At 37.8% G+C, this 24,679-nt stretch carries 21 protein-coding genes and 1 riboswitch; of the genes, 15 read left to right on the top strand and 6 right to left on the bottom strand.

What is annotated here, in order from left to right; genetic code table 11:
- Positions 1-11 precede the first annotated feature (11 nt).
- From VIG73_RS03075 to VIG73_RS03060, 4 genes are all read left to right on the top strand, one after another.
- A complete protein-coding gene (locus VIG73_RS03075; RefSeq protein WP_331639081.1) occupies positions 12-1,472 on the top strand; it encodes an aldehyde dehydrogenase family protein in 1,461 nt (486 codons plus the stop codon).
- Between the two features lie 97 nt (positions 1,473-1,569).
- Positions 1,570-1,734 carry a hypothetical protein gene (locus VIG73_RS03070; RefSeq protein ID WP_331639080.1) on the top strand — a complete coding sequence of 55 codons (165 nt, stop codon included), beginning with the start codon at positions 1,570-1,572 and terminating at the stop codon, positions 1,732-1,734.
- Positions 1,735-1,759: 25 nt separating this feature from the next.
- Positions 1,760-2,890, top strand: a complete 1,131-nt coding sequence (locus tag VIG73_RS03065; RefSeq protein ID WP_331639134.1) for a glycerate kinase — start codon at positions 1,760-1,762, stop codon at positions 2,888-2,890.
- 87 nt (positions 2,891-2,977) lie between these two features.
- Positions 2,978-3,895: an LCP family protein gene (locus VIG73_RS03060; RefSeq protein WP_331639079.1), complete on the top strand. Its 918-nt coding sequence runs from the start codon at positions 2,978-2,980 to the stop codon at positions 3,893-3,895.
- 740 nt (positions 3,896-4,635) lie between these two features.
- Here the strand turns inward: VIG73_RS03060 and VIG73_RS03055 are convergent.
- Positions 4,636-5,187: a biotin transporter BioY gene (locus VIG73_RS03055; protein WP_331639078.1), complete on the bottom strand. Its 552-nt coding sequence runs from the start codon at positions 5,185-5,187 to the stop codon at positions 4,636-4,638.
- A gap of 328 nt (positions 5,188-5,515) precedes the next feature.
- On the opposite strand from VIG73_RS03055, the gene VIG73_RS03050 reads away from it, so the two are divergent.
- Together VIG73_RS03050 and VIG73_RS03045 are read left to right on the top strand one after the other, a co-directional pair.
- Positions 5,516-6,805 carry an MFS transporter gene (locus VIG73_RS03050; protein ID WP_331639077.1) on the top strand — a complete coding sequence of 430 codons (1,290 nt, stop codon included), beginning with the start codon at positions 5,516-5,518 and terminating at the stop codon, positions 6,803-6,805.
- 17 nt (positions 6,806-6,822) lie between these two features.
- The gene (locus tag VIG73_RS03045) at positions 6,823-7,803 is read left to right on the top strand and encodes an ornithine cyclodeaminase family protein (RefSeq protein ID WP_331639076.1); all 981 of its coding nucleotides are present in this window, start codon (positions 6,823-6,825) and stop codon (positions 7,801-7,803) included.
- 185 nt (positions 7,804-7,988) lie between these two features.
- Here the strand turns inward: VIG73_RS03045 and VIG73_RS03040 are convergent, their stop codons facing one another.
- From VIG73_RS03040 to mgtE, 3 genes are all read right to left on the bottom strand, one after another.
- Positions 7,989-9,095, bottom strand: a complete 1,107-nt coding sequence (locus tag VIG73_RS03040; protein WP_349257407.1) for a Xaa-Pro peptidase family protein — start codon at positions 9,093-9,095, stop codon at positions 7,989-7,991.
- Between the two features lie 163 nt (positions 9,096-9,258).
- A complete protein-coding gene (locus VIG73_RS03035) occupies positions 9,259-9,612 on the bottom strand; it encodes a CBS domain-containing protein (RefSeq protein ID WP_331639074.1) in 354 nt (117 codons plus the stop codon).
- Positions 9,613-9,666: 54 nt separating this feature from the next.
- The gene (mgtE, locus tag VIG73_RS03030; protein ID WP_331639073.1) at positions 9,667-10,647 is read right to left on the bottom strand and encodes a magnesium transporter; all 981 of its coding nucleotides are present in this window, start codon (positions 10,645-10,647) and stop codon (positions 9,667-9,669) included.
- 215 nt (positions 10,648-10,862) lie between these two features.
- A riboswitch (M-box (ykoK) riboswitch) is annotated at positions 10,863-11,027 on the bottom strand.
- 442 nt (positions 11,028-11,469) lie between these two features.
- Here mgtE and VIG73_RS03025 point away from each other — a divergent pair.
- The 7 genes from VIG73_RS03025 (at position 11,470) to VIG73_RS02995 (ending at position 20,076) form a co-directional block, all read left to right on the top strand.
- The gene (locus tag VIG73_RS03025; protein ID WP_331639072.1) at positions 11,470-12,930 is read left to right on the top strand and encodes a sodium:solute symporter family protein; all 1,461 of its coding nucleotides are present in this window, start codon (positions 11,470-11,472) and stop codon (positions 12,928-12,930) included.
- A 303-nt stretch (positions 12,931-13,233) separates the two neighbouring features.
- Positions 13,234-14,562, top strand: a complete 1,329-nt coding sequence (locus VIG73_RS03020) for an MATE family efflux transporter (protein WP_331639071.1) — start codon at positions 13,234-13,236, stop codon at positions 14,560-14,562.
- A 380-nt stretch (positions 14,563-14,942) separates the two neighbouring features.
- Complete coding sequence (locus VIG73_RS03015) at positions 14,943-16,385, top strand: bifunctional 2-methylcitrate dehydratase/aconitate hydratase (protein WP_331639070.1); 1,443 nt, start codon at positions 14,943-14,945, stop codon at positions 16,383-16,385.
- A gap of 69 nt (positions 16,386-16,454) precedes the next feature.
- Positions 16,455-17,375: a methylisocitrate lyase gene (gene prpB / locus VIG73_RS03010; protein ID WP_331639069.1), complete on the top strand. Its 921-nt coding sequence runs from the start codon at positions 16,455-16,457 to the stop codon at positions 17,373-17,375.
- Positions 17,376-17,437: 62 nt separating this feature from the next.
- On the top strand, positions 17,438-18,130 hold the full coding sequence (locus VIG73_RS03005) for a GntR family transcriptional regulator (protein ID WP_331639068.1): 693 nt from the start codon (positions 17,438-17,440) through the stop codon (positions 18,128-18,130).
- 276 nt (positions 18,131-18,406) lie between these two features.
- Positions 18,407-19,591 (top strand): diaminopropionate ammonia-lyase, encoded by a 1,185-nt coding sequence (locus VIG73_RS03000; protein ID WP_331639067.1) that lies wholly within the window; start codon positions 18,407-18,409, stop codon positions 19,589-19,591.
- Positions 19,592-19,704: 113 nt separating this feature from the next.
- Positions 19,705-20,076: a DsrE family protein gene (locus VIG73_RS02995; protein ID WP_331639066.1), complete on the top strand. Its 372-nt coding sequence runs from the start codon at positions 19,705-19,707 to the stop codon at positions 20,074-20,076.
- A 95-nt stretch (positions 20,077-20,171) separates the two neighbouring features.
- Here the strand turns inward: VIG73_RS02995 and VIG73_RS02990 are convergent, their stop codons facing one another.
- Positions 20,172-21,164, bottom strand: a complete 993-nt coding sequence (locus VIG73_RS02990) for a proline dehydrogenase family protein (protein ID WP_331639065.1) — start codon at positions 21,162-21,164, stop codon at positions 20,172-20,174.
- 290 nt (positions 21,165-21,454) lie between these two features.
- Between VIG73_RS02990 and rbsK the strand changes: the two genes are divergently transcribed.
- Both rbsK and VIG73_RS02980 read left to right on the top strand, forming a co-directional pair.
- Complete coding sequence (rbsK, locus tag VIG73_RS02985; RefSeq protein ID WP_331639064.1) at positions 21,455-22,354, top strand: ribokinase; 900 nt, start codon at positions 21,455-21,457, stop codon at positions 22,352-22,354.
- A gap of 3 nt (positions 22,355-22,357) precedes the next feature.
- A complete protein-coding gene (locus VIG73_RS02980; RefSeq protein ID WP_331639063.1) occupies positions 22,358-24,274 on the top strand; it encodes a DUF4430 domain-containing protein in 1,917 nt (638 codons plus the stop codon).
- Positions 24,275-24,412: 138 nt separating this feature from the next.
- On the opposite strand, the gene VIG73_RS02975 is transcribed toward VIG73_RS02980, so the two are convergent.
- Positions 24,413-24,670, bottom strand: coding sequence for a DUF3006 domain-containing protein (locus VIG73_RS02975; RefSeq protein WP_331639062.1), 258 nt, complete (start codon positions 24,668-24,670; stop codon positions 24,413-24,415).
- Positions 24,671-24,679: the final 9 nt, after the last annotated feature.

Raw genomic sequence — 24,679 nt, 5'->3', positions numbered from 1 at the left:
GGTGATGAAAAATGAATCAGTTTAAGAAATTAATGCCACAATATATTAACGGTGTTTGGCGTGATGGTAACAGTCAAATGACAATGAAAAATATGAACCCATATACCCAAGAATGTTTTGCGACTTATACAGCAGCAAGTAAAGCGGATTTAGACGAAGCATATGAATCAGCTAAAAAAGTGCAGACACAATGGGAACAAGAAAATCCAGTTACGAAACGCGCCGTTATAGAAAATGCGGTTTCATATGTGGAAGAACAGAAAGAACAGATTGTCGATATTATTATTGAAGAATTAGGTGGCACACGTTTAAAAGCCGAATTTGAAATAGGTCTAGTCATCAATATTTTAAAAGAAGCAGCGACATTCCCATTTCGAATGGAGGGGAAAATATTACCTTCACCTATAGACCATAAAGAAAATCGGGTATATCGTGTACCAGTAGGTGTCGTTGGGGTCATTAGTCCATTTAACTTTCCGTTTTTCCTTTCAATGAAATCAGTTGCGCCTGCTTTGGCAGCTGGGAATGGGGTCGTTCTAAAACCACATGAAGATTCAACAATAACAGGTGGTACATTGATTGCCAAAATTTTTGAAGAAGCAGGTTTACCAAAAGGATTGCTTAATGTCATCACTACAGAAATCTCGGAAATTGGTGACGCTTTTATTGAGCATCCTGTACCTCAATCTATCTCCTTTACTGGATCGACTGTTGTTGGAAAACATATCGGTGCCGTAGCAGGAAAAAATTTAAAAGACGTTCATCTTGAATTAGGTGGAAATAGTGCATTAATCGTTTTAGATGATGCTGACCTTGAATTAGCTGTAAGCGCTGCAGTTTTTAGTAGATTTACTCATCAGGGGCAAATTTGTATGTCAGCAAACCGATTAATTGTTCATGAAAAAATATATGATACCTTTGTAGAAAAGTATGTTGAGAAGGTAAAAGGACTAGCTTGTGGCGATCCAAGAGATGAAGCGACAATTATTGGTCCATTAATTAACAAACGTCAAGTAGAAAACACGAAAAAAATGATCGAAAAAGGTATTTCAGAAGGAGCTAAGCCCATCGTTAAAGGTGAAATTAATGGGAATATCGTTGAACCGGTCGTCTTAACAGATGTAAAACCAGATATGACCGTTGCACAAGAAGAAGTATTTGCTCCGGTTATTTCTATTATGAAAGCGAAAGATGATGAAGAAATCATTGCTTTTGCAAACAATACAAATTATGGTCTAAGTGGGGCGGTTCATACTAGAGATGTAGAACGCGGTGCTGAACTAGCTAAACGTTTAGATACAGGAATGATTCATATTAATGATGGAACAATTAATGATGAACCAAATGTAGCATTTGGTGGGATGAAGCATTCTGGAGTTGGACGTTTAAATGGTGATTCAAGTCTAGATGCTTTTACAACTTTTAAATGGATTTCTATCCAACATGTTCGACGTCAGTATCCTTATTCCTAATGAACCAATTGTCAGAGCATGTTTGGTGTTGTTCGGTTCATTATAGTGAAGAAACATGATACGATACAATTAACAATTTTACGTTGGGATGATGTAAATGAAACGACAACATCAACTGTTTACATGCCAAACATGTACGGTAACAGATAAGGCTCAAGATAAAGGGGCATTCAGAAGGTTTTTCTCACAAATTTGTTGGGGCCGTGTCGCTTTTTTCCTAGGTGCTGTTTATATTGCTGTCATGCAACTATTCTTTACGTGAATAGGGATTAAACGAGGTGAAGCGGATGAATATTGTGATTGCGCCTGACTCTTTTAAAGGAAGTATGACGGCATTAGCAGCTACCGCGGTGATGGAACGAGCGGCTTTGGATGTATTCCCCAATGTTAAAACAGTATTAAAACCGATGGCAGATGGTGGGGAAGGGACTTTAGATATTCTTATCGAAGCAACTAAGAGTATCAAAGTCCCGATTACATGTACAGGACCATTAGGGAATCCAATTCGTACATATTATGCTCTTAGTAAAGATCAAAAGACAGCATATATAGAAAGTGCCAATATCGCTGGCCTTACACTTGTACCTGAAGAGAAGCGTAACCCGGATAATACAACATCATTTGGAATTGGTGAAGTGATAAAAGACGCACTGGAACGTGGATGTATAGAAATTATCATTGCTTTAGGTGGAAGTGCCACAAATGACGGTGGATTAGGCATGTTAACGGCACTCGGATTACGGGCATGGGATCAAGATGGCAAACTGCTTGGACCGTTTGGTAACGATTTATTAAATGTGAGTCGTTTAAGTTTTGATACATTTGATAAGCGAGTTTTTAAAACAAAACTAAAAATTGTAAGTGATGTTATCAATCCATTATGTGGTTCAAATGGGGCAAGTTATATATTTGGACCACAAAAAGGAGCCACTAATCAGCAAGTTAAGCATTATGATCGAGCACTTAAAAGCTTTAGCGAACTGATTCAAAAGTGGCGCTCTCTCAATGTCCGAAATGTTGAAGGGGCAGGAGCAGCAGGTGGATTAGGTTTTAGCTTGCTTATTTTAGGTGGAGACATCGTTCCAGGTGCGGAATTTGTGGCTGATGTTTTACAACTTGAGAAGGCTATTAAGCAAGCGGACCTTGTTTTAACTGGTGAAGGTAAAAGCGATGAACAAACGTTATTTGGAAAAGCGCCAGGTTATGTAGCTAAACTGGCAAATCATTACCAAGTCCCGGTGTTATTAATTTCGGGAAGTTTGACAGGCGACTTATCTCAGCTCCAGCAAATGTTTACGGGGTGCTTTTCTATCATGCAAAAACCGATGTCCCTTGATGAGGCGATGCGTCATTCTCGGCAATTATTATATGAACAAACAAAACAGCTGTTTTGTTTGTTGAAAAATATCTCGAAATGACTATATGAAAACGGTAAAATATGGTACACTTCATAGATAGATGAATGCAGTTTTCGGAAAATAATGGGGAAATATGAGGTGTCAATGATGGCAAAAAATAAACCGAAGAAAAAGCGGAATCCATGGATCATAATTCCACTTACGATTTTTATTGTGCTTGTTCTAAGTATAGGTTCTTATGTTTTGTCTTTTTATTTTAAAGTTAAAAATACAGTCGACAAAGAGATGCATGAACCTGTTGAATCTATTGATATTTCTCAAACAAAGAAAAAGCTATCTGAACTTAAACCATTGAATATATTACTCTTAGGGATTGATGCGAGAGAAGGAGATAAAGGGCGCTCAGATGCGTTGATTCTCTTGTCGCTTGATCCTGAAAAGAATCGCTCTCAATTAATCAGTATTCCACGAGATACACGGACAACCATTGTTGGTAAAGGCATAGAAGATAAAATTAATCATGCTTATGCATTCGGTGGAGCTAACATGTCGATCGAGACAGTTGAGGAACTTTTAGATATTGACATTGATTATTATGTCAGTATGAATATGGAAGGTCTAAAAGAATTAGTTGATGAATTGGGAAATATTACCGTTCAGAATGAGATTGAATGGAAAGATGGAAAATATCATTTTACAAAAGGACCGCTAGCGATGGATGGCGATATGACAATGGCTTATGTCCGCATGCGTAAGCAAGACCCATCAGGTGATTTCGGTCGTACGAAGCGGCAACGCCAGGTAATTGGAGCCATCATTGACCGAGGTGCTTCAGTCGGTTCTATTCCAAAAATTAACCGGACAATGGAAATACTCGGAACAAATGTAGCTACGAATATGGATTTTGATGATATGAAAGTTTTATTTAATGATTATCGTAAAACAAATAAACAAATGGACCAGTACATGCTACAAGGTTCTGGTCAGAAAATTAATGGCGTCTACTATTTAATCGTTCCAGATGATGAGATTGAGAAAGTCCATCAAATGATTACAGATAAATAATGATAAGAGTAGAACAGTCGGGTTATATGTCCTGGCTGTTTTTTTGTTATCTTTAGCCGGCGCAGAAGGGGAAAATGGTCTAGTGAGTTCTACCCACGTTGCGGCTCTTGTTAATTCTCTGATACCGCATCTAGTGGAGAGCTCTACCGGTTGCGGTTTTCCCTTTTTTTCTATTGTTGTAATCTAGTGTTAGCATTTTTTCTGCTAGAGGTAGTGTTAGAGTTTTAATGTGATGTCTTGTTTCGAGTTTTCATCGCGAGGCCGCATTGAGCCTTCAACGCGTTGTCTCGTTGTGATTTTTGCTCGCGAGAGGCTGCATTGAGCTCTCAACGCGTTGTCTCGTTGTAATTTTTGCTCGCGAGAGGCTGCATTGAAGCGTCAATGCTTTGTCTCGTTGTGATTTTTGATCGTGAGAGGCTGCATTGAGCCTTCAACACGTTGTCTCGTTGTGTTTTTTGATTGCGAGAGGCTGCATTGAACGTTCAATGCTTTAATCTCAGGGCAGCTTTCACGTGTGATAGGGCGGTGGAGTTTCAATGTGCTCTCTCGGTGAAAATTTTCTACATGAGAGCGCATGTTGAATGGTCAAAATAATGAATTAAAACGGTGTTTCTTCGTTTGGCACGAAGATATAAAAATACCAACATAGGGTTAAAAATGGGGGACCTATGTTGGTATAGAATCAAAAATGGATTAGGATTCTCTTTAAAAGGAGATGATTAAACAATCGAACAATCGTATTAAGCAACGATTAAGTTAGCTGTATGAAGTCGGTTTCTAACAACAATTCCGAACCATGCTGCTAAGATTGCTTTAATGATTCCAACAACGATAAAAGGTGTAAATCCACCTAGAAAAGCGGCCTTCCATGATAAGTCTGCCGCAAATTTTAACCAAGCAGTCCCAATAAATAAAGTGATAAACATACCAAGTATATTCGCAATGATGGCATTGAGTACTGTAAAGCTTGTTTTTTCAAGATAGTACCCAATAATAAATGCGGTTGGAATAAATGCGACGATAAAGCCACCCGTTGGTCCGACGAGTACACCTAAACCGCCTGAAAAACTAGCAAAGACTGGAATACCAACGGCTCCGATAATAAGATATAAAAGCGATGCTAAAGCACCATGTGTAGAACCTAAAATGGTTGCGACAAGTCCAATCGCTAAGGTTTGTCCAGTAATTGGCACAAGTGGTAGTGGAATTGTAACTTGAGCTAAAACACAAATAATTGCTGTAAAAAGTGCCGTTAAAATCATCATTCGTAACTTAGAATTTGAATGATCCATGATGTTCCCTCCCTCTGATTGATAATGTAAACCATTAATTTATTTGGTTAACATATATTATATAGAATAAGAGAGCGATGTCAATATATTTTAATCTTATTTTTTGCTGAAATAAGATTGACACAAGTTAAAAATCTGCTATTATATTACCATAAATTATTTTAAAATTCCCAAGAGAATAATTGTAAGCGTTTAATATAGAGGGGAGAATCATATCTAAAAAAATAATTAATGTAGTAATATACCTTATTTAACGACATAAATAAAGATAAGAATCCATTTCAAGTAGGGGCCGGGTAAGATTCATGAGCTAAAGGGGGAGAAATAAATGACGAAGGATTTAAGAAGGGTACTTATTGCAAGTGTTGTCGGTAGTGCTGTTGAATGGTTTGATTATTTCTTGTATGGAACAGTGGCGGCACTTGTTTTTAATCAATTATTCTTTGTAACAGAAGATCCTGCATTTGGAACATTGTATGCGTTTGCTACATTCGCCTTAGCTTTTTTCATACGTCCATTAGGTGGGGTTATTTTTAGTCATATTGGTGATCGGATTGGGCGTAAGAAAACATTAGTTATTACATTGAGTTTGATGGGTGTGGCAACATTTTTAATGGGGATCTTGCCAACATATGATATGGTTGGTATATGGGCACCTGTTCTATTAATTATTTTACGTTTAATGCAAGGATTAGGACTTGGTGGAGAATGGGGCGGTGCTCTACTCTTAGCTGTAGAATATGCACCAAAAGATAAACGAGGCCTATTCGGTAGTGTGCCACAAATGGGTGTCACAATTGGGATGTTAATGGGTACAATTGCCTTATCTATTATGACTTTATTGCCAGAACAGGCATTTCTGACATGGGGTTGGCGTGTTCCATTTCTATTAAGTGCACTCCTTGTTTTGTTTGGTTTATGGATTCGTAAAGGAATCGAAGAAACGCCTTCTTTTCAAAAAGCGCAACAACAAGGTGAAATTGCTAAATTGCCGATTGTTGATACGTTTAAATATCACTGGAAAGAAGTGTTAATTGCGACAGGAGCTAAAGTTGTGGAAACAGCACCGTTTTATATCTTTGGAACGTTTATTGTTTCCTATGCAACGGATCAGCTTGATTTTAGTCGAACAACAACATTAAATGCGGTGACAATAGGGACGATTGTAACGACAATTTTAATGCCTATCATGGGAAGCTTGTCCGATAAAATTGGTCGTAAAAAACTTTATGTTGGTGGGTCCATTTTAATGATTGTGTATGCATTTCCTTACTTCTGGCTTATCCATCAAGGTTCCGATTTATTATTAATCGTTGCGACAGTGATCGGGCTTGGTATTATTTGGGCACCGATTACAGCTGTATTAGGAACGATGTTCTCAGAGATATTTAGCCCAGAAGTTCGGTATACGGGAGTATCGTTAGGGTATCAGATTGGTGCTGCTGTTGCGGGGGGAACAGCCCCACTTGTAGCTACCGCTTTGTTGATGAAATTTAATAACTCATATGTTCCTGTGGCGATTTATATCATTTTTACAGCACTCATATCGCTTATTGCTGTTTTACCAATTAAGGATCGCTACAAGGAAGAATTGGATGAAGGTTATTTCGAAAAATAAACAGAGAGGGTTTTTGCATGATTATCTTATCAGAACACGAAATTATGAAGCATTATAGTATGACCGAAGCGATTCGAGATTTGGAAGCGGGTTTAACTTCAATGAATGAAGGAAAAATTGATAACCCACACCGAACAGTGATCGAATATCCAGAGCAATATGCATCGATTCTATACATGCCAAGTTCGGATCAACAAGAGCGTATGGCAGGGATTAAAACAGTTTCTATTTTTCCAGAGAATACGAAGGTTGGGAAATCGACGACACAAGGTGTGCTGTTATTAACAGATACACGGAATGGCGAGCATGTTTGTCTAATGAATGCATCTTATTTAACGAGGTTGCGCACTGGGGCGTTAAGTGGGATTGCTACGAAGAAATTATCCCGCAAAGATTCGAGTGTCTTAGGTGTTATCGGGACAGGTGGTATGGCGTTTGAACAAGTCTTAGGAGTGCTTGAAGTTCGTGATATCGAGAAAATCATTATGTTTAATCGTACACGTGAAAAGGCAGACCGCTTCAAAGAGAAACTCCTTCGCTTCGGTGTCACTCAAAATATAACGGTTGTGGATAACGTTGATGAGGTTGTGCTTGCTGCTGATATTATTAATTGTGCGACACGCTCACTAACTCCTGTGTTTGATGGAAAATTACTGAAAAAAGGCACGCATATTAATGGTGTCGGATCGTATTTACCATCGATGCGTGAAGTAGACGAAGAAACAATCTTAAAATCGGATAAAATTGTTGTCGATGATATCAAAGGCGTTAAGGAAGAAGCTGGAGAGTTTATTCATGCAGCTAATAACGGTCATTGGTCATTTGCTGCGATTTATAGTGAACTGAGAGAACTGTTAGGTAAGGCATGCCACCGAGAAGGTGATGACGAGATTACGTTTTTTAAATCGGTTGGAGCGGCGTATTTCGACATGGCATTGGCACAAGGTGTGTACCGTGAAGCGAAAGAAAAGCAGTTCGGGATTACAGTGACAGTATAAAAAGCGAGGGCTTTAATTCTCAATAGGCGCCAATCTGTTGCGTGAATCATCGAATAGATCACATTTAATCGTTTAAAAATGAAAAGTTTTCATGAGCTCAAACTAAATATAGGATTCCATAAAAAAGGCATCCCAAAGTTAGTAAAACAACTTAGGGATGCCCTATTTTATTAAAAGCACCAAGTTTATTTAAGAATTTGTAATTCCTTAGGGAAAGATGTCAGAACCTCGACTTCGCCTTTTTCATTAATATATACTTCATCTTCAATTCTTACGCCACCAAACCCTGGGATGTAAATTCCTGGTTCAATGGTGAAAACATATCCTTCACGTGCGATGTCTTCATTTTTTTCATGAATGGAAGGTTCTTCATGGACATCGATCCCTAGTCCATGACCGACCCGGTTATTGAAATATTCATCGTAACCATATGATTTAATGACATCACGTGAGGCAATATCAAATGTTTTTAGTGGAATGCCTGCTTTAACCGCTTCAATTCCTTTATTTGTTGCTTCAAGAACGATATTGTAAATTTCTTTCTGTTTTTCGCTTGCTTCACCAAAAATAAATGTACGTGTCGTATCTGAGCAGTAGCCATTTTTGACGACACCCATATCGATTAAGACAAAGTCACCATTCTGAAGTTTACGGTCACCAGGTGACCCATGTGGTAAGGCTGATTTTTCACCAAAGAGTGCAATGGTGGAGAATGATGGCCCATCGGCACCGAATTTACGCATTAAATATTCGAGTTCAGCTACAAATTCAGCTTCCGTCATTCCGAGTTTTAAGTGTTTAATTCCTTCAGCCATTACTTTTTCAATAATGTCAACAGCTTCTACCATCAGATCAATTTCTGCACGTGATTTGATTAAGCGTTGGCTATTGACTTGCGGTCCAACATCAGTAAATGAAGCTTTAGAGAAAATGTCTTGTAAATGTTCATATTGGAAGACATTCATCGTTTTCATTTCAATGCCTATTGAAGTAACATCAGTTGTTAAATTTTCTTTTAATACATCGAAAGGACTTTGTTCATCAGAAATACCAATAATGTCTTGGATATAAGATTGTTCCATTGCCATATCTTTATCAAGAGCAGGAACAAAAAGACATGTCTTATTTTGGCGGCGGTCAATGACTAATGCCAAAAATCGTTCATGTGGTTCACACTGAAAGCCCGTATAATAAAATACATTCGATGGGGTTGTGATAAGTGCGAGATCTATTTCTTCTTCTTGTAAATAATTGTTTAACGTATCGAGTCGTCCTTGGAAATTCATTTGCATCATGCTAATCCTCCATCTCTTGTTAAGGTGTAAAACGTACATGTCCCATTATAACAAAACATTCCATATGATGATAAAAATTTATCTAGGAGATGCCTACAAAGTTTGTCATTTGTAGATGAAGGAATGAACGATTTCCTTGTTTGACATATGGTTTTCGTATTTAACACGACCCTTGATGAATGACTCCGATTAAATGGCGTTCTTCCGTAACCACTGGAAGGAAATTAACAGAAGCCGCTTGAAATAATTTCTCGGCATCCGCTTCTTTCGTATGGGCATAGACTGCAATACATTCCTCTTCCTTTAATTCATATAAACGCATCACATCAGCAGCTGCTAAAATACTGTTTAAAGTAATCATGCCAGCTAAACGACCTTGTCGATCAGTTAAAAACAATGGATATAGTGGATAGTCTAATTTAGCATATTCATGTATGAGTAACATCGCATCGTTAACAGTTATATTTTCAAAAAAGGCGATTAATGGTTGTTTTTCCATTCGAATGTATGCCATTACAATCCCTCCTTTGCCCCCTGCAAGTTAGAGCGGGGGCAGTTTTTTGAAAAATTATAGCGTTAATAACCAAGCAGCGATTGAGAAGTAAATGAGTACACCTACAATGTCAGCGATAGATGTAATAAGTGGTGCACTGGCTGTTGCGGGATCAAGGTTAAACTTTTTAAAAATAAACGGTAAGCTCATCCCGATTAAACTCCCAACGATAACGATAAGAACCATTGTCAATGCAACGACAAGAGCAATCTCTGGTCCGCCTCTAAATAAGCCAACAGTAGCAACAGCTAAAGCCATTGTTCCTCCTAAAGCAATAGCAACGGAAATTTCTTTCGTAAACATTTTTACCCAGTCGCGAACAGTAACATCTCCAGTCGCCATAGCACGAATCATTAATGTAGCGGACTGTGATCCAGCATTACCGCCACTATCAACTAGTAAAGGTAAGAAGAAGACAAGTGCAATATTTGACTCGATGACATCTTCAAAATGTGCTATCCCAGCCCCAGAGAAAACATTCATAAAGACGAGAATAACGAGCCAACCGATTCGTTTACGGTAGAGTGTAAAAACACTCGCATCTTTTATTCCTTCTTCTAAGGCAGATACCGGTGCCATTTTTTGAAAATCCTCAGTTACTTCTTCTTCTATGACATCGAGCATATCTTCAACATGGACAACGCCGAGCAGTTGCTCCTTTTGATTAATTACTGGCATAGATACTAAATCGGTATCTTGGAAATGTTCAGCTGCTATTTCTTGATCTAAATGAGCAGGCAAAGTATAAAGTTCGGTTTTCATAATGTCGCGTAATTCAGCCCCGCCATGAGCAGCTAGCAATTCACGAAGCGACAAAACACCTGTTAATGTGTTGTCATGCATTGTGATATAGAGATAATGAATATTTTCCTTATCACGTACATACTTCCTAACATGTGTAATCGCTTGGTCTACAGTAAAAGATTCATGTAATGTAATAAATGCTTGTGTCATTAAGTGTCCGACACTATCTTTTATAAATACATCTGTTCTCATTTCTAGTGGTCTCCTTTTTCTGTTTGACCACTTCGGTGATGGAAGTGGACAACAATATTATGTTTTTTCGTATTCGCCAATCATCATCTGCATCCGCGTACCTATGACCATCCATTCCATCACCTCCCTCCAAAAATTAAAAAACACCTTCAACGAATGAAGGTGTTTACCATACACAAATAAACGAAATGGTTATTTATCATAAATAGCCACTCGATTTCCTCCATTCGTTTAGTTTTAACACTATATAGCATAGGAATCATTCCAGCTACATTAAAAATCACCTTATCTCGATGATTCTTGTTGACCCATTGGAGTCTCTCGACCTTTTTGGGCAGTAGCGTATCTCTATATAGGAGTCTCACCTAACGAAGGTGTCTATTAAATTTTCAAACTGTGAAGTATCGTATCCTATATTTTTCCATTTGTCAACTTTTTCTTTTTTATATAGCCTTTTGAACATGCTTTTGTCATTAGACAGCATTAGAGTCTCAAGGCGGTGTGCTTTAGAATTTCCTAACTACTTTAGGTCGCGTTGTATTCCCAATGCGATGTACTCTCAAAATACTAAGGTGCCTGTTATCGAATTCAATTATGAACGATATGATAATTATTTGTAAAAAATAATAAATCTAGTTGCAATAAAAATCAACATATAGTATTATAAAAAATGTCCATTTACAAGATGGTGCTTTCATTTGAATATCGAGTATACAAACGTTTCTCATTTTGTTAGATGTGGAGCGTTTTTTTTATGCGCAAATATAAAAGATAATTAAATGTAAATGGGAGCTAATACAAGTAAAAAAAGGAGATGATATCGTGGTTAGCACATGGTTATGGATTCAATTTACACTATTTATGTTAATAATGGTCGGTGTAAGTATCTATGCCGCTAGAAAAACGAAAACAATGGAGGATTTTGCAATCAGTGGGGCAAGTCTAGGCCCTTATGTACTGGGGTTATCACTTGCAGCAACTTTATTTAGCGCAGCAACATTTATGGGATATCCGGGTTATTCTTATGCCTGGGGGTTTAGTAATCTTTGGCTATATCTAGCAATCTTCATTTCTGCACCACTTGGATTTATTACGATTGCAAAAACGGTGCATAAACAAAATGATTTTCAAAATTCCTTGTCTTTACCGGATTGGCTAGGAGACTATTATAATAGTGATTTTTTACGTGTTGGTTCGGGGTTAATTATGTTATTTAATTTGTTTTATATCGCCGCTCAATTTTCAGCTGGGGCACAAATCTTTCAAAATATGCTCGGAGTCAATTATTTAACAGGTTTGATTGCAATTGCTGTTATTGTTGTTGGATATGTGTATGTCGGTGGATCTTATGCAGATGTGTATACAGATGCTGTACAAGCGGTGATGATGGCTGTTACCGGGCTGATTGTATTTGTTTCAGGGATCATTTTCTTTGGTGATGGAAGTATTACATCAACACTAAAGAATGTCTCTGATAATCTAGCACAACAAGATGGAAAACTTTTAGAAGTATTCAATCCGGATTCAAACTATTATGCTTTTTCAGCAGTTATCGGCTTATTAATTATCCAGTTTTCTTTTTCAGCACAACCACAATTATTTAATAAAGTATTATCTTTAAAAAGACGTCGTGATCTTAGAAAGATGATTATCGTTTATATCGTTGCAGCGGCTATGTGTTTATTCGTTTTATTTGGTGGATTGTATGCACGTGTAGCTGTTCCTGGTTTAGAAGCGGCTGATTTGGCATTATTAGAATATGTCGCATGGGGTTTTCCTGCATTTTTGGCAGCATTTGTCGCTGTCGTTATTTTAGCAGCGGCTTTATCAACGACAGACGGTTTATTTGTTGTTATGTCTACGGTATTTGCAAATGATATTTTCAAAAAAGTGCTTGTAAAACGTAACATTATAAAAGTGAAAGAAGAAAATGTGGATAAAATTGCATTGAAAATTAGCCGAATCGCTGTCTTAGGTGTAGGGGTTGTAGCTGCTTTACTCGTTCTCAACCCACCATCGTTTTTAGCAGATCTTATGTGGGTCGGTATTTCAGGCGTTTCAGCAGGAACATTAGGTCCGATTATGTATGCTGTTTTTGGTAAAAAGAAGGCATCACCACGTGCTGCAGAAGGGTCGATGATTATTGGGATGACAGCATATTTAATCATTGTCTTTACTGGTATTGAATCAAGTCCATTGGCCGCAGGTGGTTGGGCGACATTAATTGGAATTATTTCTATGTTTGTACTAGCTAATATTTTCAAACGTCCAGTCGAGGCATAATACCAATTCATTAATAGGAGGGGAGGGGTTTTTATGTGGATTAATTCCATGTTAACAATCTGGCTATCGGGAATGATTTTCTCTGTATCATTGTTTACATTTCTATTGTGGAAGTTTTATGGAATTGAAGAGGAATAATTGTGATATAATCGGTCCTCCTAATTTAAATAGGGGGACCTTTTTGGACTTTTCTTTGCTCCCATTTTAAAATGAGATTAGAAGTTTATTACAATAATAGTCAAAAGTCTCCCACCTCTGCCATTGATTAAGTGGTGAGTAGCTTAGTGAAACGGAGTGAAGTCGTTGTCTTCATTACATGAGAAATTAGCGACACAACCAGTCATAAAAAGTTTCTTTCAATATTTTTTACCAACTTTATTCGGTATGATGTTGATGTCTGTCAATATTGTAATAGATGGTATATTTGTCGGAAATGGAATTGGGTCAGTAGCTTTAGCGAGTGTAAATGTAGCAGTACCTGTCTTTTCTATTATAATCTCGATTGCTTTGTTGATTGGCGTTGGTGGCGGGACGCTTTATTCGATTGCGATGGGGGAAGGTAAATACAATCAAGCGAGATTTATTTTTACTCTAGCGACTGTGTTTGTCACAGTTTCAACATGTGTTGTGAGTGGTTTAAGTTATTTTAATATGGAGTCGATTGCTTACTTTTTTGGTGCTAATGATGAAACATTGAGCTATGTTTTAGACTATATGGGAATATTGCTTTTATTTTCGTTAATTATAACGTGGGAAACGGCATTAAGTATTTTTGTGCGAAATGACGGTGGCCCCCGATTAGCTATGATGGCGCTCATTGTATCGGCACTGTTAAATGTCGGTTTAAACTATTGGATGATATTTATTTTGAAAATGGAAGTAAAAGGTGCAGCTCTTGCGACGGTTATCGCAACTGCAATTGGACTAATAGTATTAATGATGCAGTTTTTTAGAAAAGGGTCCGGTTTAAGATTTGTACGTATTTCATGGGATAAAAGTTTGCTAAAGAAAATAAGTGCAATAGGGTTTCCAAGCTTCCTATCCGAAGTTGGAGTCGGTGTTTTTGTTATTGGTTATAATTTAGCGATGTCTTATTATGTTGGGACGAATGGGCTAGCTGCTTTTTCTGTGATTAATTATTTACATACGTTTATGTTCTTAGCGTTTATTGGGATAGGTTCATCTGTTCAACCATTAATCAGCTATTACTACGGAGCAAAAAAGCATGACATGATTAAGGAAACGATTAAAGTAGCCGAATTGACGGCGATTATTCTTGGGTTTGTTTTTTTCATTGCTGGTTGGCTAGGAGCTGACTTTTTTGTCCGTATCTTTGGTGTATCATCTGATGAAATTACCCGCCTAGCAACAAGTGGCATTAAATTGTTTTTTATCGGATATTTATTTATGGGTATTAACTTCGTATATATGACGTATTTCCAAGCGATTGGTCAAGCGCGACCTTCAATCATTATTACATTATGCCGCGGTTTTGTGATATTAATTGCGATGCTGCTTGTTTTGCCATATTATTTTGACGTCTATGGTATTTGGTTAGCTTTACCTGTTACAGAAGCGTTTGTTGCAATTGGCTTATTTGTCTTGGTGCGTCCTTATATTTTTTCACCATAATAATAATGAAGAGTAGGAGCTATTTAATAGTCATTTTTGACTTTTAGACAGCTCTTTTTTATGTACTTATACAAAAATCACGCAACCTGGGGTAGAATCGCGCGACCTCAGGGTGAAATCACGCGACTCCAGTCCAAATCGCGCGACCCCGGGGAAAAATCGCGCAACCTGGACTCATATACGTATTCAACCTTTTATCACAAAACTTATTATCAATGGGGTCTTTGACAACCATTTGAACTTGGTATTTTTTCCTCATCTTTCAGTTATAGTTTATATAATCATCTTTTTGAGTTAAACAAAATACGTTGACAACTTATGTATATTTGTATACAATTATACATAAGTAAACTGAAAATTATTTTAACGGAGGGGTTATGATGGAGAAAGTTGAAGAGAAAACAACACAAGTAACCGACCACGTGTTGGAAGCGATTGCTGATTATGTCGTTAATAAGGAGATTACGAGTGACCTCGCTTTTGAAACGGCACGCTATGCGTTGATGGATAGTTTAGGTGTGGCGTTTCTAGCGTTACGTTATCCAGAATGTACGAAACATTTAGGACCCGTCGTACCTGGAACAACGGTACCAGTTGGCTCGCGAGTTCCTGGGACATCATTTTACTTAGATCCGATTGAAGGGGCATTTGATATTGGGACGCTCATTCGTTGGCTTGATTATAATGATACATGGTTAGCGGCAGAGTGGGGACATCCATCTGATAACTTCGGTGGCATTTTAGCAGTAGCCGACTATATGAGCCGTAAACGTGTTAGTGAAGGAAAAGAACCATTAAAGATGAAAGATGTGTTAGAAGCAGCGATTAAAGCATATGAAGTTCAAGGTGTCCTTGCGTTAGACAATAGTCTCAACCGAGTTGGATTCGACCATGTCATGTTTGTCAAAATTGCTTCAGCTGCTGTTGTGACGCATTTACTCGGTGGCACAAAAGAAGAAATTGTTGATTGCCTATCTAATGCGTGGATTGATACAGGCGCTTTACGGACGTATCGTCATGAACCAAATACAGGTTCAAGAAAATCTTGGGCAGCTGGTGATGCAACAGCGCGTGCCGTTCGACTTGCTTTTAAAACATTAAAAGGTGAGATGGGCTATAAGACTTCACTAACAGCAAAGGACTGGGGCTTTGAAGATGTTGTCATGAATGGAAAGGAAATTACACTAGCGATGGATTTAGATGCTTATGTGATGGAAAATGTCTTATTCAAGATTTCCTATCCAGCAGAATTCCATGCCCAAACAGCTTTAGAATGTGCGATTGATTTACATGAAGTGGTGAAAGACCGTATCGATCAAATTGATAAAGTCAAAATTGTAACTCATGAATCTGCTATTCGTATCATTGATAAAAAGGGACCACTTTATAACCCAGCAGACCGCGATCACTGCTTACAATATATTACAGCGGTCGGCTTGTTGTTTGGTGATGTGACAGCTGATAGTTATGAAGATGACTTTGCAAAGAATCCTGTCATCGATGAATTACGCGATAAAATGGAAGTTGTCGAAAATAAAACATATAGTAAAGATTACTTAGACCCTGAAAAACGTTCGATTGCAAATGCTGTGCAAGTCTTCTTTACGGATGGGACAACAACAGAATTAGTAGAAAGAGAGTATCCGGTCGGTCATCGCCGGAGAAGAGATGAAGGGATTCCATTATTAATTGAAAAGTTTATTGAAAATGTGCAAACGCGTTTCCCTGAAAAACAAGCGAAGCAGATTTTTGATGTGCTAAATAATCATGATAAGTTAATGGAAACAGATGTCAATGAATTTATGGATTTAATGGTGATTTAATTTTAGTGAAATGTCTCTTCACGTTTTAAGTCGAAGAGACATTTCCGTTTTAACAGAGGAGGAATGAAGATGACATGGTTAACGAGTCAACAGAAAACACAAGAGCAATTAAGTATCGAATTTAGACAATTAGTTGAGCAAACAGAGATATTAAAAATTGTTGGGTCCCATGATGCGATGGCCGGTTTAGTTGCCAAAAAAGTAGGTTTTCAAGCGCTGTATTTATCAGGTGGAGCGTTCACTGCGAGTTTAGGGATTCCAGATATCGGGTTATTAAATTCGACAGAAGTAGCAGAGCGCGCTCGTGAAATTGTTCGCGCAACAAATCTACCTTTACTAGTTGATGCCGATCACGGATTTGGTGGGCCATTAAACGTAGCACGTACGGTTCGTGAATTAGTCGAAGCAAATGTCGCAGCTGTACAAATAGAAGACCAAAAGATTCCGAAAAAATGCGGTCATTTAAATGGAAAGCAACTTATTTCAACAGACGAGATGGTTGAAAAAATTAAAATGGCGAAGCAAGTAGCACCTACTTTGTATGTCGTTGCACGTACTGATGCTGGAAGTGTGGAAGGGCTAGATAATGCAATCGAACGTGCCAAAGCATATGTAGAGGCAGGTGCTGATGCAATTTTCCCTGAGGCGATGCAGACAAGAGAAGATTTTAAAACTTTTTCTAAAGCGATTGATGTGCCATTACTCGCCAATATGACAGAATTTGGTCGGACACCGTATTATACGGCGGATGAATTTTCCGAGTTAGGTTATCAGATGGTACTCTATCCGGTGACATCTTTACGCGCCGCAGCCAAAGCATATGAACGCATCTTTACCGAAATATATCAAACCGGAACACAAAAAAATGTCTTGGATGATATGCAAACACGCGAAGAACTATATGATATTATCGATTATTTTGGATATGAGGCACTTGATGAGTCGATTGCTAAAACGGTGATTCCGACATTGGATGAAAATAATCGCTAAGGATGTCATAATAAGTTTTTTCATGTAAAATAGTGGGAGTAGATATAGAAAGAGGAATTTGTATGGTTCATTATAATCGGCGTGCATCAGCGAGTGATGTCGCATATCAACATATTAAAGAAAAAATAATTAAGCTAGAATATGCCCCGAACACACATTTAGTAGAAGAACTACTGTCAAAAGAGGTTGAGGTGAGTCGTACGCCACTTAGGCAAGCATTATATCGGCTTGAACTGGAGCGTTTAGTCATTAAGCAACCGAATGGTAGAATGATTGTCGCCCCGATCACGATTAAGGAAGCGGAAGATGTGTTTAAAGTGCGTGAAGTACTTGAAGGGCTCATTGCTAAAGAAGCGACTCATAAGTTGACTGAACGTGACTTTCATGCGCTAGAGGATGTCCTTGTGTTGATGGAAGCCTCTGCAAAAACGAAGCGGAAAGAAGATTTGGTTAAATACGGAGCGGAATTCCATAAAGTTTTACAAAAGGCGAGTGCTAATGAGGTAGCGACACATTTTCTAAAACAGTTAGAAAGTCGAATAGCAAGATACCGTCGTATTAGTAGCTATGCCAATCCAAGTTATGAACCGGAAGCCGTCCTACAAGAACACCGTCAAATATTGACATTACTGCAATTGAAACAGGCTGATCAAGTTGAGGAAGCAATGCGTGCACATATTAGAAGAAGCTTACGTTCAACGATTGAAACGCTTGAACTTCATGCTGAAAATGAGTTTTCGGAGTTTAAATCATAATTTGCAGAAAAGATGTTCTTTCGTTAACATTTAGTAAACGGAAGAACATCTTTTTCATTTATTATTTAGGAATTATGGAACGTCTAAGACATTTGCCATATTAATTTAAGGTCACTACTAACTAATAAATTTTATCCAAACCAAGTTACTTGGAACGGAAAGCGTCCGCCTGCAGTGGAAAGTAACGTGCACTAGCAGAGACAAATTTTTATGAATTAATCAAATTGAAAAGGCGAAAAATAATGTCTAAACATACTATACGAGGGGGAAGTTAAGATGAAATGGGTAGATAATAAGCATCGAGTAAGGAAGACAGTGGGAGAGAACTCCGATATTGTATCGATTAGTCAAGTTGTTAAACGCTATCATGGGACAATACCAGCGTATACACCAACATCACTTCACCGGCTTAATCACCTGAGTACGTACCTAGGGGTAGGGAATATTTTTGTTAAGGATGAATCATCACGCTTTGATTTACAAGCTTTTAAAGTATTGGGGGCAACCTATGCGATTGGAAAATATATCGCTGAACGGTTAGAGGTTGATTTTCAAAAGTTGACATTTGAACAATTGCAAGCCACAAAAGATACATTGGGAGAGTTAACATTTATTTCGGCTACTGATGGTAATCACGGGCGTGGTGTTGCTTGGGCGGCTGAGCAACTTGGCCACCGGGCGATTATATATTTGCCAAAAGGAGCATCTCCTTTAAGAGTGGATCATATACTGCGGACAGGCGCAAAAGCGTATGTAACAGATGTGAATTATGATGAGACAGTTGAATATTGTGCGAATCTTGCTAAGAGAAATAATTGGGTTTTTGTTCAAGATACCGCTTGGGCTGGCTATGAGAAAATTCCGCAATGGATTATGGAGGGCTATCAAACAGTTGCCTTAGAAACTGTTGATTCTTTAGGGAATCAGCGTCCAACTCATATTTTCTTACAGGCTGGCGTTGGTTCATTCGCTGCTTCGATGGTACAGTTTTTTCTACAATATGACGGAAAAGAGAAAATAAAAATTATCCTCGTTGAACCACATGCAGCGAATTGTTTTTATCAATCAGCACGTCAGCATGATGGAGAAGCACAAATTGTGACAGGTGATTTACAGACGATTATGGCTGGCTTATCATGTGGAAAACCGAATCCAGTCGCTTGGAATCTGTTAAAAGATACGGTTGATCTATTTATTTCTGTACCTGATGAAACGGCAGCACAAGGGATGCGTATCTTAGGACACCCTCTTGATAATGACCCACGGATTATTGCAGGTGAATCGGGTGCCGCTCCATTTGGTACTTTTATAGAAATCATGCGAAATGATACATATCTTCCATTGCGTGAACAATTGCAATTAGATGATAAAGCAAATGTATTATTTATTAATACGGAAGGGAATACCGACCCAGTTCAATATGAACGGATTGTTTGGGACGGCATGTTTTCCAAGCAATAGCGTATACTAATTAAAAAACATTTAGATTCTCGGGCAAAATAATTGATTTTTGCATGCACAATCATGCATTATATACCTGTACGGGTATTAAAAATAAATGGAGGTCTGTCAAAATGAGTCAAACAGATTTATTAATTACACTAACTGCACACGAAAGAGATGCTAATAACGTGACAATCGCTTTTACAATGGGGGTTAAAGCATTAGAACAAGGTTACTCGGTGGAAATTTTATTGTTATCTGATGCTGTTAATTTAGCAGCAGAAGGATATGCGGATAAAATTGATATCGGTGAACCATTCTTACCAATTAAAAAATTACTACCGGCTTATTTAGAAAATGGTGGTAAGTTCAAAGTTTGTTCTTCTTGTATGGAACATAATGATGTGTCAAAAGATAGCTTATTAAAAGAAGCTGAAGTTGTAAAAGCTGATTATGTAATTGAAGCAATTATGAATGCTAAGAAATCACTACAATTGAATTAACATTAACTAAAATCCTTCCCCAAGTGGGAGGGATTTTATATATGAATAAAAAAAGACTGTTCCTCTACAGAACAATCTTTTTTTCTACTTTTGGATTAGTCTTCTTTATTTTTATTTCTCTTCTTTGTTAATCTTCCGAGTAAGAAGGCACCTGCTGCTACACCGAGAATCGTATTTGTCTTTTTATTAAATACTTGTTTAGCGACGAGGTTGAGGTTCTGTGGGCGTTCAGCTAAACGACGCATAAAGTAACCGTACCAGTCTTCGCCAAATGGTACATACGTACAGAAGTTGTAACCTTCTTTAGCTAATTCGATTTGTAAGTCTTTACGGAAACCGTAGAGCATTTGGAATTCGAATTTATCATTTGGTATGTTATTTTCTTTAACAAATTTCTTCACATAATCGATGACATGATGATCATGTGTTGCAATAGAAGTAAATTTACCACTTAATAGATGATATTCAATCAATTTTAGGAAGTTTGCGTCGATATCTTTTTTATCTTGGTAGGCAACAGTTTCTGGTTCTTTATAAGCACCTTTAACAAGACGCAAACGGTAATCTTTATATGTTTGAACATTATCAACAGATTCAAAGAAGTATGCTTGAATAACTGTTCCAATATTATCATATTCTTTAGCAAGCTCATCTAATAAGTCGAATGATGGCTGTAAATGATCGTAATCTTCCATATCCATATTAACGAAGATGTCATATGATTTTGCTTTTTCCATAATCTCTTTTAAATTGGCTAAGCAAAAGTCATAATCGATATCTAAACCAAGTTGTGTCGGCTTTAAAGAGATATGTGCATCGACTTCATGTTCATGAATGGCTTCGATGACACGAATGATTTCTTCTTTAGCTTGAGTCGCTTCCTCTTTTTCAAAAACAAATTCGCCTAGGTTATCGATTGTGCAGGAGATCCCGTGTTGGTTTAGTTTTTTAATACTTTCAATCATTTCCGGAATGTTTGTACCTGCAACAACAGACTGTGCTCCGAGTTTTAAACCCCAGCGTTTGGCTCCTTTGTTAAGCATCTGGTTCTCTGATAAATACAGAAAGAAATTTTTAATCCAACTCATTTAACTTACCTCCAAATTTGCTATAATGTTTATTATTCGTGATGTTCTGATAAGTGAAATCCCTTTCTTGACCATAAAAAAAGAAAAGGTTTTCACAAAATATAAAAAAATACCACATAAAATGAGTTATTGAAAAGAAGGATGTGAGTCATTTTAGGCAACGTATATATTATAATGGAATTATGACGAAAAATCTATGAAAAAGGCGAAAATTAATTGTGAAATCACATTATATTTAATAGGGTACATGGTATAATTTTAGCAGATTAATGTTCGAAAGGGTGTACATCATGGTAGAAAAGAAAAATCGTGTCTGTGTGGTCGGAAGCATTAATATGGATGTTGTAATGACCACTAAAAAAATGCCAGCACAAGGAGAAACTGTTTTAGGGGAACAATTTGCGACATACCCAGGTGGAAAAGGGGCAAATCAAGCAGTTGCTGCTGCTAGATTAGGTTCAGAAGTAACGATGATTGGGGCGGTCGGTGATGATGTGTTTGGTCATGATTTAATCAATCATTTAAAAAAGGAAGGCATTCACTCAGAAGGGGTAATGGTCATTCAAAATGAACCAACAGGGGTTGCGAATATTATTTTGTCTAATAACGACAACCGAATTATCGTTGCACCAGGAGCAAATCATCAGTTGACACCAGATGTCGTTAAACAGCATCGCCAATTGATTGAACAAAGTGATGTGGTTCTTTTACAATTGGAAATTCCGCTCGAGACAATTGCCTATACAGTCGACTTGGCGCATGCGTGTGGGATTGATGTCATATTAAATCCAGCTCCTTTTCAAGCTTTACCAGGAGAATTACTTCATAAGGTAACCTACGTGACACCGAATGAAACGGAAGCAGAAGCGATGCATGTTCATAAGCTTGATGTTCAATTACAGCATAAAATCGTTATGACATTAGGTGAACAAGGCGTACATATAATCAAAAATGATGAGTTGATTCCAGCTTTTACTGTACCAGTTGTTGATACAACAGGTGCAGGGGATACGTTTAATGGGGCATTTGCTAATCAATTAGCAAGAAGTCAACCGCTTGATTGTGCAGTTAGAATGGCTAACGCCGCTTCAGCTCTTTCGGTTACAAAGATGGGTGCACAGGGTGGTATGCCAACAGCATATGACGTTGAACAGTTTTTAACAACATATTCAAAATCAAAGGAGGTTTAATCATTGAGAAAGAGATTAGCCATCATTTTTACGTTTTTCTTACTTTTTAGTCAGTTAAATTTGTTACAACATCATGTTACCCAAGCGGAATCATTCGATAAGGCGGTCATGATCTCCGCTGTTGATGAACATGGTGAGATTGTTGTTCCGGTAACCGTTGTCCCGGTATCAGATGATGAAACAGCATTAGGAGCATGGTTAGCTGGTGCTGAAAAACTAGGAATTGATGTCGATTATACAGATACAGAGTATGGAGCCTTTATTCAGGCAATTGCAGGAAAAGATGGAGCAGATCAATTTTTTTGGTCGTTTGTAGTTAATGGGAAAAGCGCTGATACAGGTATCTCATCATACGAAGTGAACCATGGCGATCATCTTATGTTGGCGTTAAGGGATCTAGATGATTTTGATCCATCGGTTGCTGTCGATGTTTCGGTTTCAAATGTTGTTGGGGAATCAATTATTCCTGAAACAGAGGTAACAGTTTCTGCATATGCGACCGTTTATGATGTGTTGTCTCAATTAGCAACAAAAGCTGATAAGCCACTTACGCTAAGCATGGATGACGGCCATTTTGTTTACGTGATTGATTCGAAAGAAGTTTTACGTGTCACTATTAATGATGAATTAATAGAAGAAAAGGTTGCTGCGTATCAAGTTGCTGATGGGGATCAACTCTCTATTGAATTGGAAGTACCACAGAAACAAGAAGACATTCACTCTAAACCGGTTGTTGATGAACCACAGAACGAAAAGAAAGATACAAAAGAGAAAGCAGACGATTCAAAAGTCGTCGATGTTTCGGATAATGTTTTAGAACAGAGAGAACGATTAAAGAAAATACCTCCTTTTTCAAATTCGCTTATTCAAAAGCAGATTAAGCAAACCATGGGGTATATTGTGCAACAGGGTAATCTCGAGTACGGTGATGAATGGTGGGTTTGGGGCTGGGTCCACACAAATGAACCAATTTCAGGAACATATAGAGAAAGCATCAAACAAGTGCTTAAAGATGAAAATGTTGTAGAGAATATTTTTGCATTGGAGAAAATCATCATCACTTTAACAGCATTAGGTGAAGATGCGAATGATTTTAATGGTTTTCATTTAATTGATAAATTGGTGCAGCACCCAGAGTTTAAAAAAGCATCGCCATCCATTAATTCTGTTATTTATGGCTTACTAGCATTGGATAGTGGTGCTTACGAGGCAGATGAACACGTTCGAAAACACCTTGTTGATACGCTGCTTCACACACAACTCTCTGATGGTGGCTGGGCTTGGTTTGGTGATGTGTCAACGGTTGATATTACGGCGATGGTCTTACAAGCACTTGCTCCATACCAACATGAAAAAAATATTAAACAAGCGATTGATCATGCGCTTAGATTTTTAAAAGAAGAATTGCAAGAAGTTGGTGGTTACTATGATGAATGGAGTGGCCATCCAAGTGAAACGACATCACAAGTGATTATCGCGCTTACAGCTTTAGATATCGATCCGACAAGTGATGCTTTTACGACACCTGGTGGACATTTACTCGAACATTTATTCAAGTATGTAGCTCAAGATGGGGGTTTTAAACATGTGATCCACGAAGAATCGAATGTCATGGCAACTCAGCAAGCTTTTTTAGCTTTACTTGCTTATCAAAAATATCTGTCGGGCGAGGGAGCGGTATTTGATTTTACAGCGATGAAAAAGTCTAATCAGAATAAACAAGGTGAGGAACAGGAAAAGCAGCGTCATAGTGAAAAACATGTAAACCAATCACCTGATAATACAGCTGACGAACAAGAGAAAGTTGGTAAGAAGTTACCTAATACAAGTACAAATATGTACAATTATTTAGCGATTGGCAGTGTGATTATCCTATTAGGTTGTATAGGATTTTACCGTCGTAAAAAGGAAATCGTGTGAACGACAAGCGTGGCGTAGTCCAGGGTGTGAAATACCTGTAAGGTGCGTGCTACGGGTACAACAGTCTCGAAATCTGATGTGAAGTACCCGTAAGCCTTACTACCCACTAAACATCACTGAAGTAAGGACAATAGTAAGTTATTTTTTATACTTACTTCCGGTTTTACGAGCGCGTAATTTTGCCATTAAGTCGCTCGTTTTTTGTTTTTCTACTTTCGTTTTTGATTCAGCAATCTTGATAATTTGATAGGATTGTCCGTCTTTTTTTAATTCGAAATATGTGTCCACTTGACTTCCAGGTGGTAACTTGTGTTTTGGTACGGTGAATTCTTCTTTTGCCGCTTCAACTAAAATAACTGCTAAGTTTCCTTCAAAACGATCAAGAATTCCTTTCATTAGCAAGTC

It is taken from the genome of Cerasibacillus sp., assembly GCF_036516575.1.
GTDB lineage: Bacteria > Bacillota > Bacilli > Bacillales > Amphibacillaceae > Cerasibacillus.
This window is presented reverse-complemented; position numbering and strand designations above follow the sequence as displayed.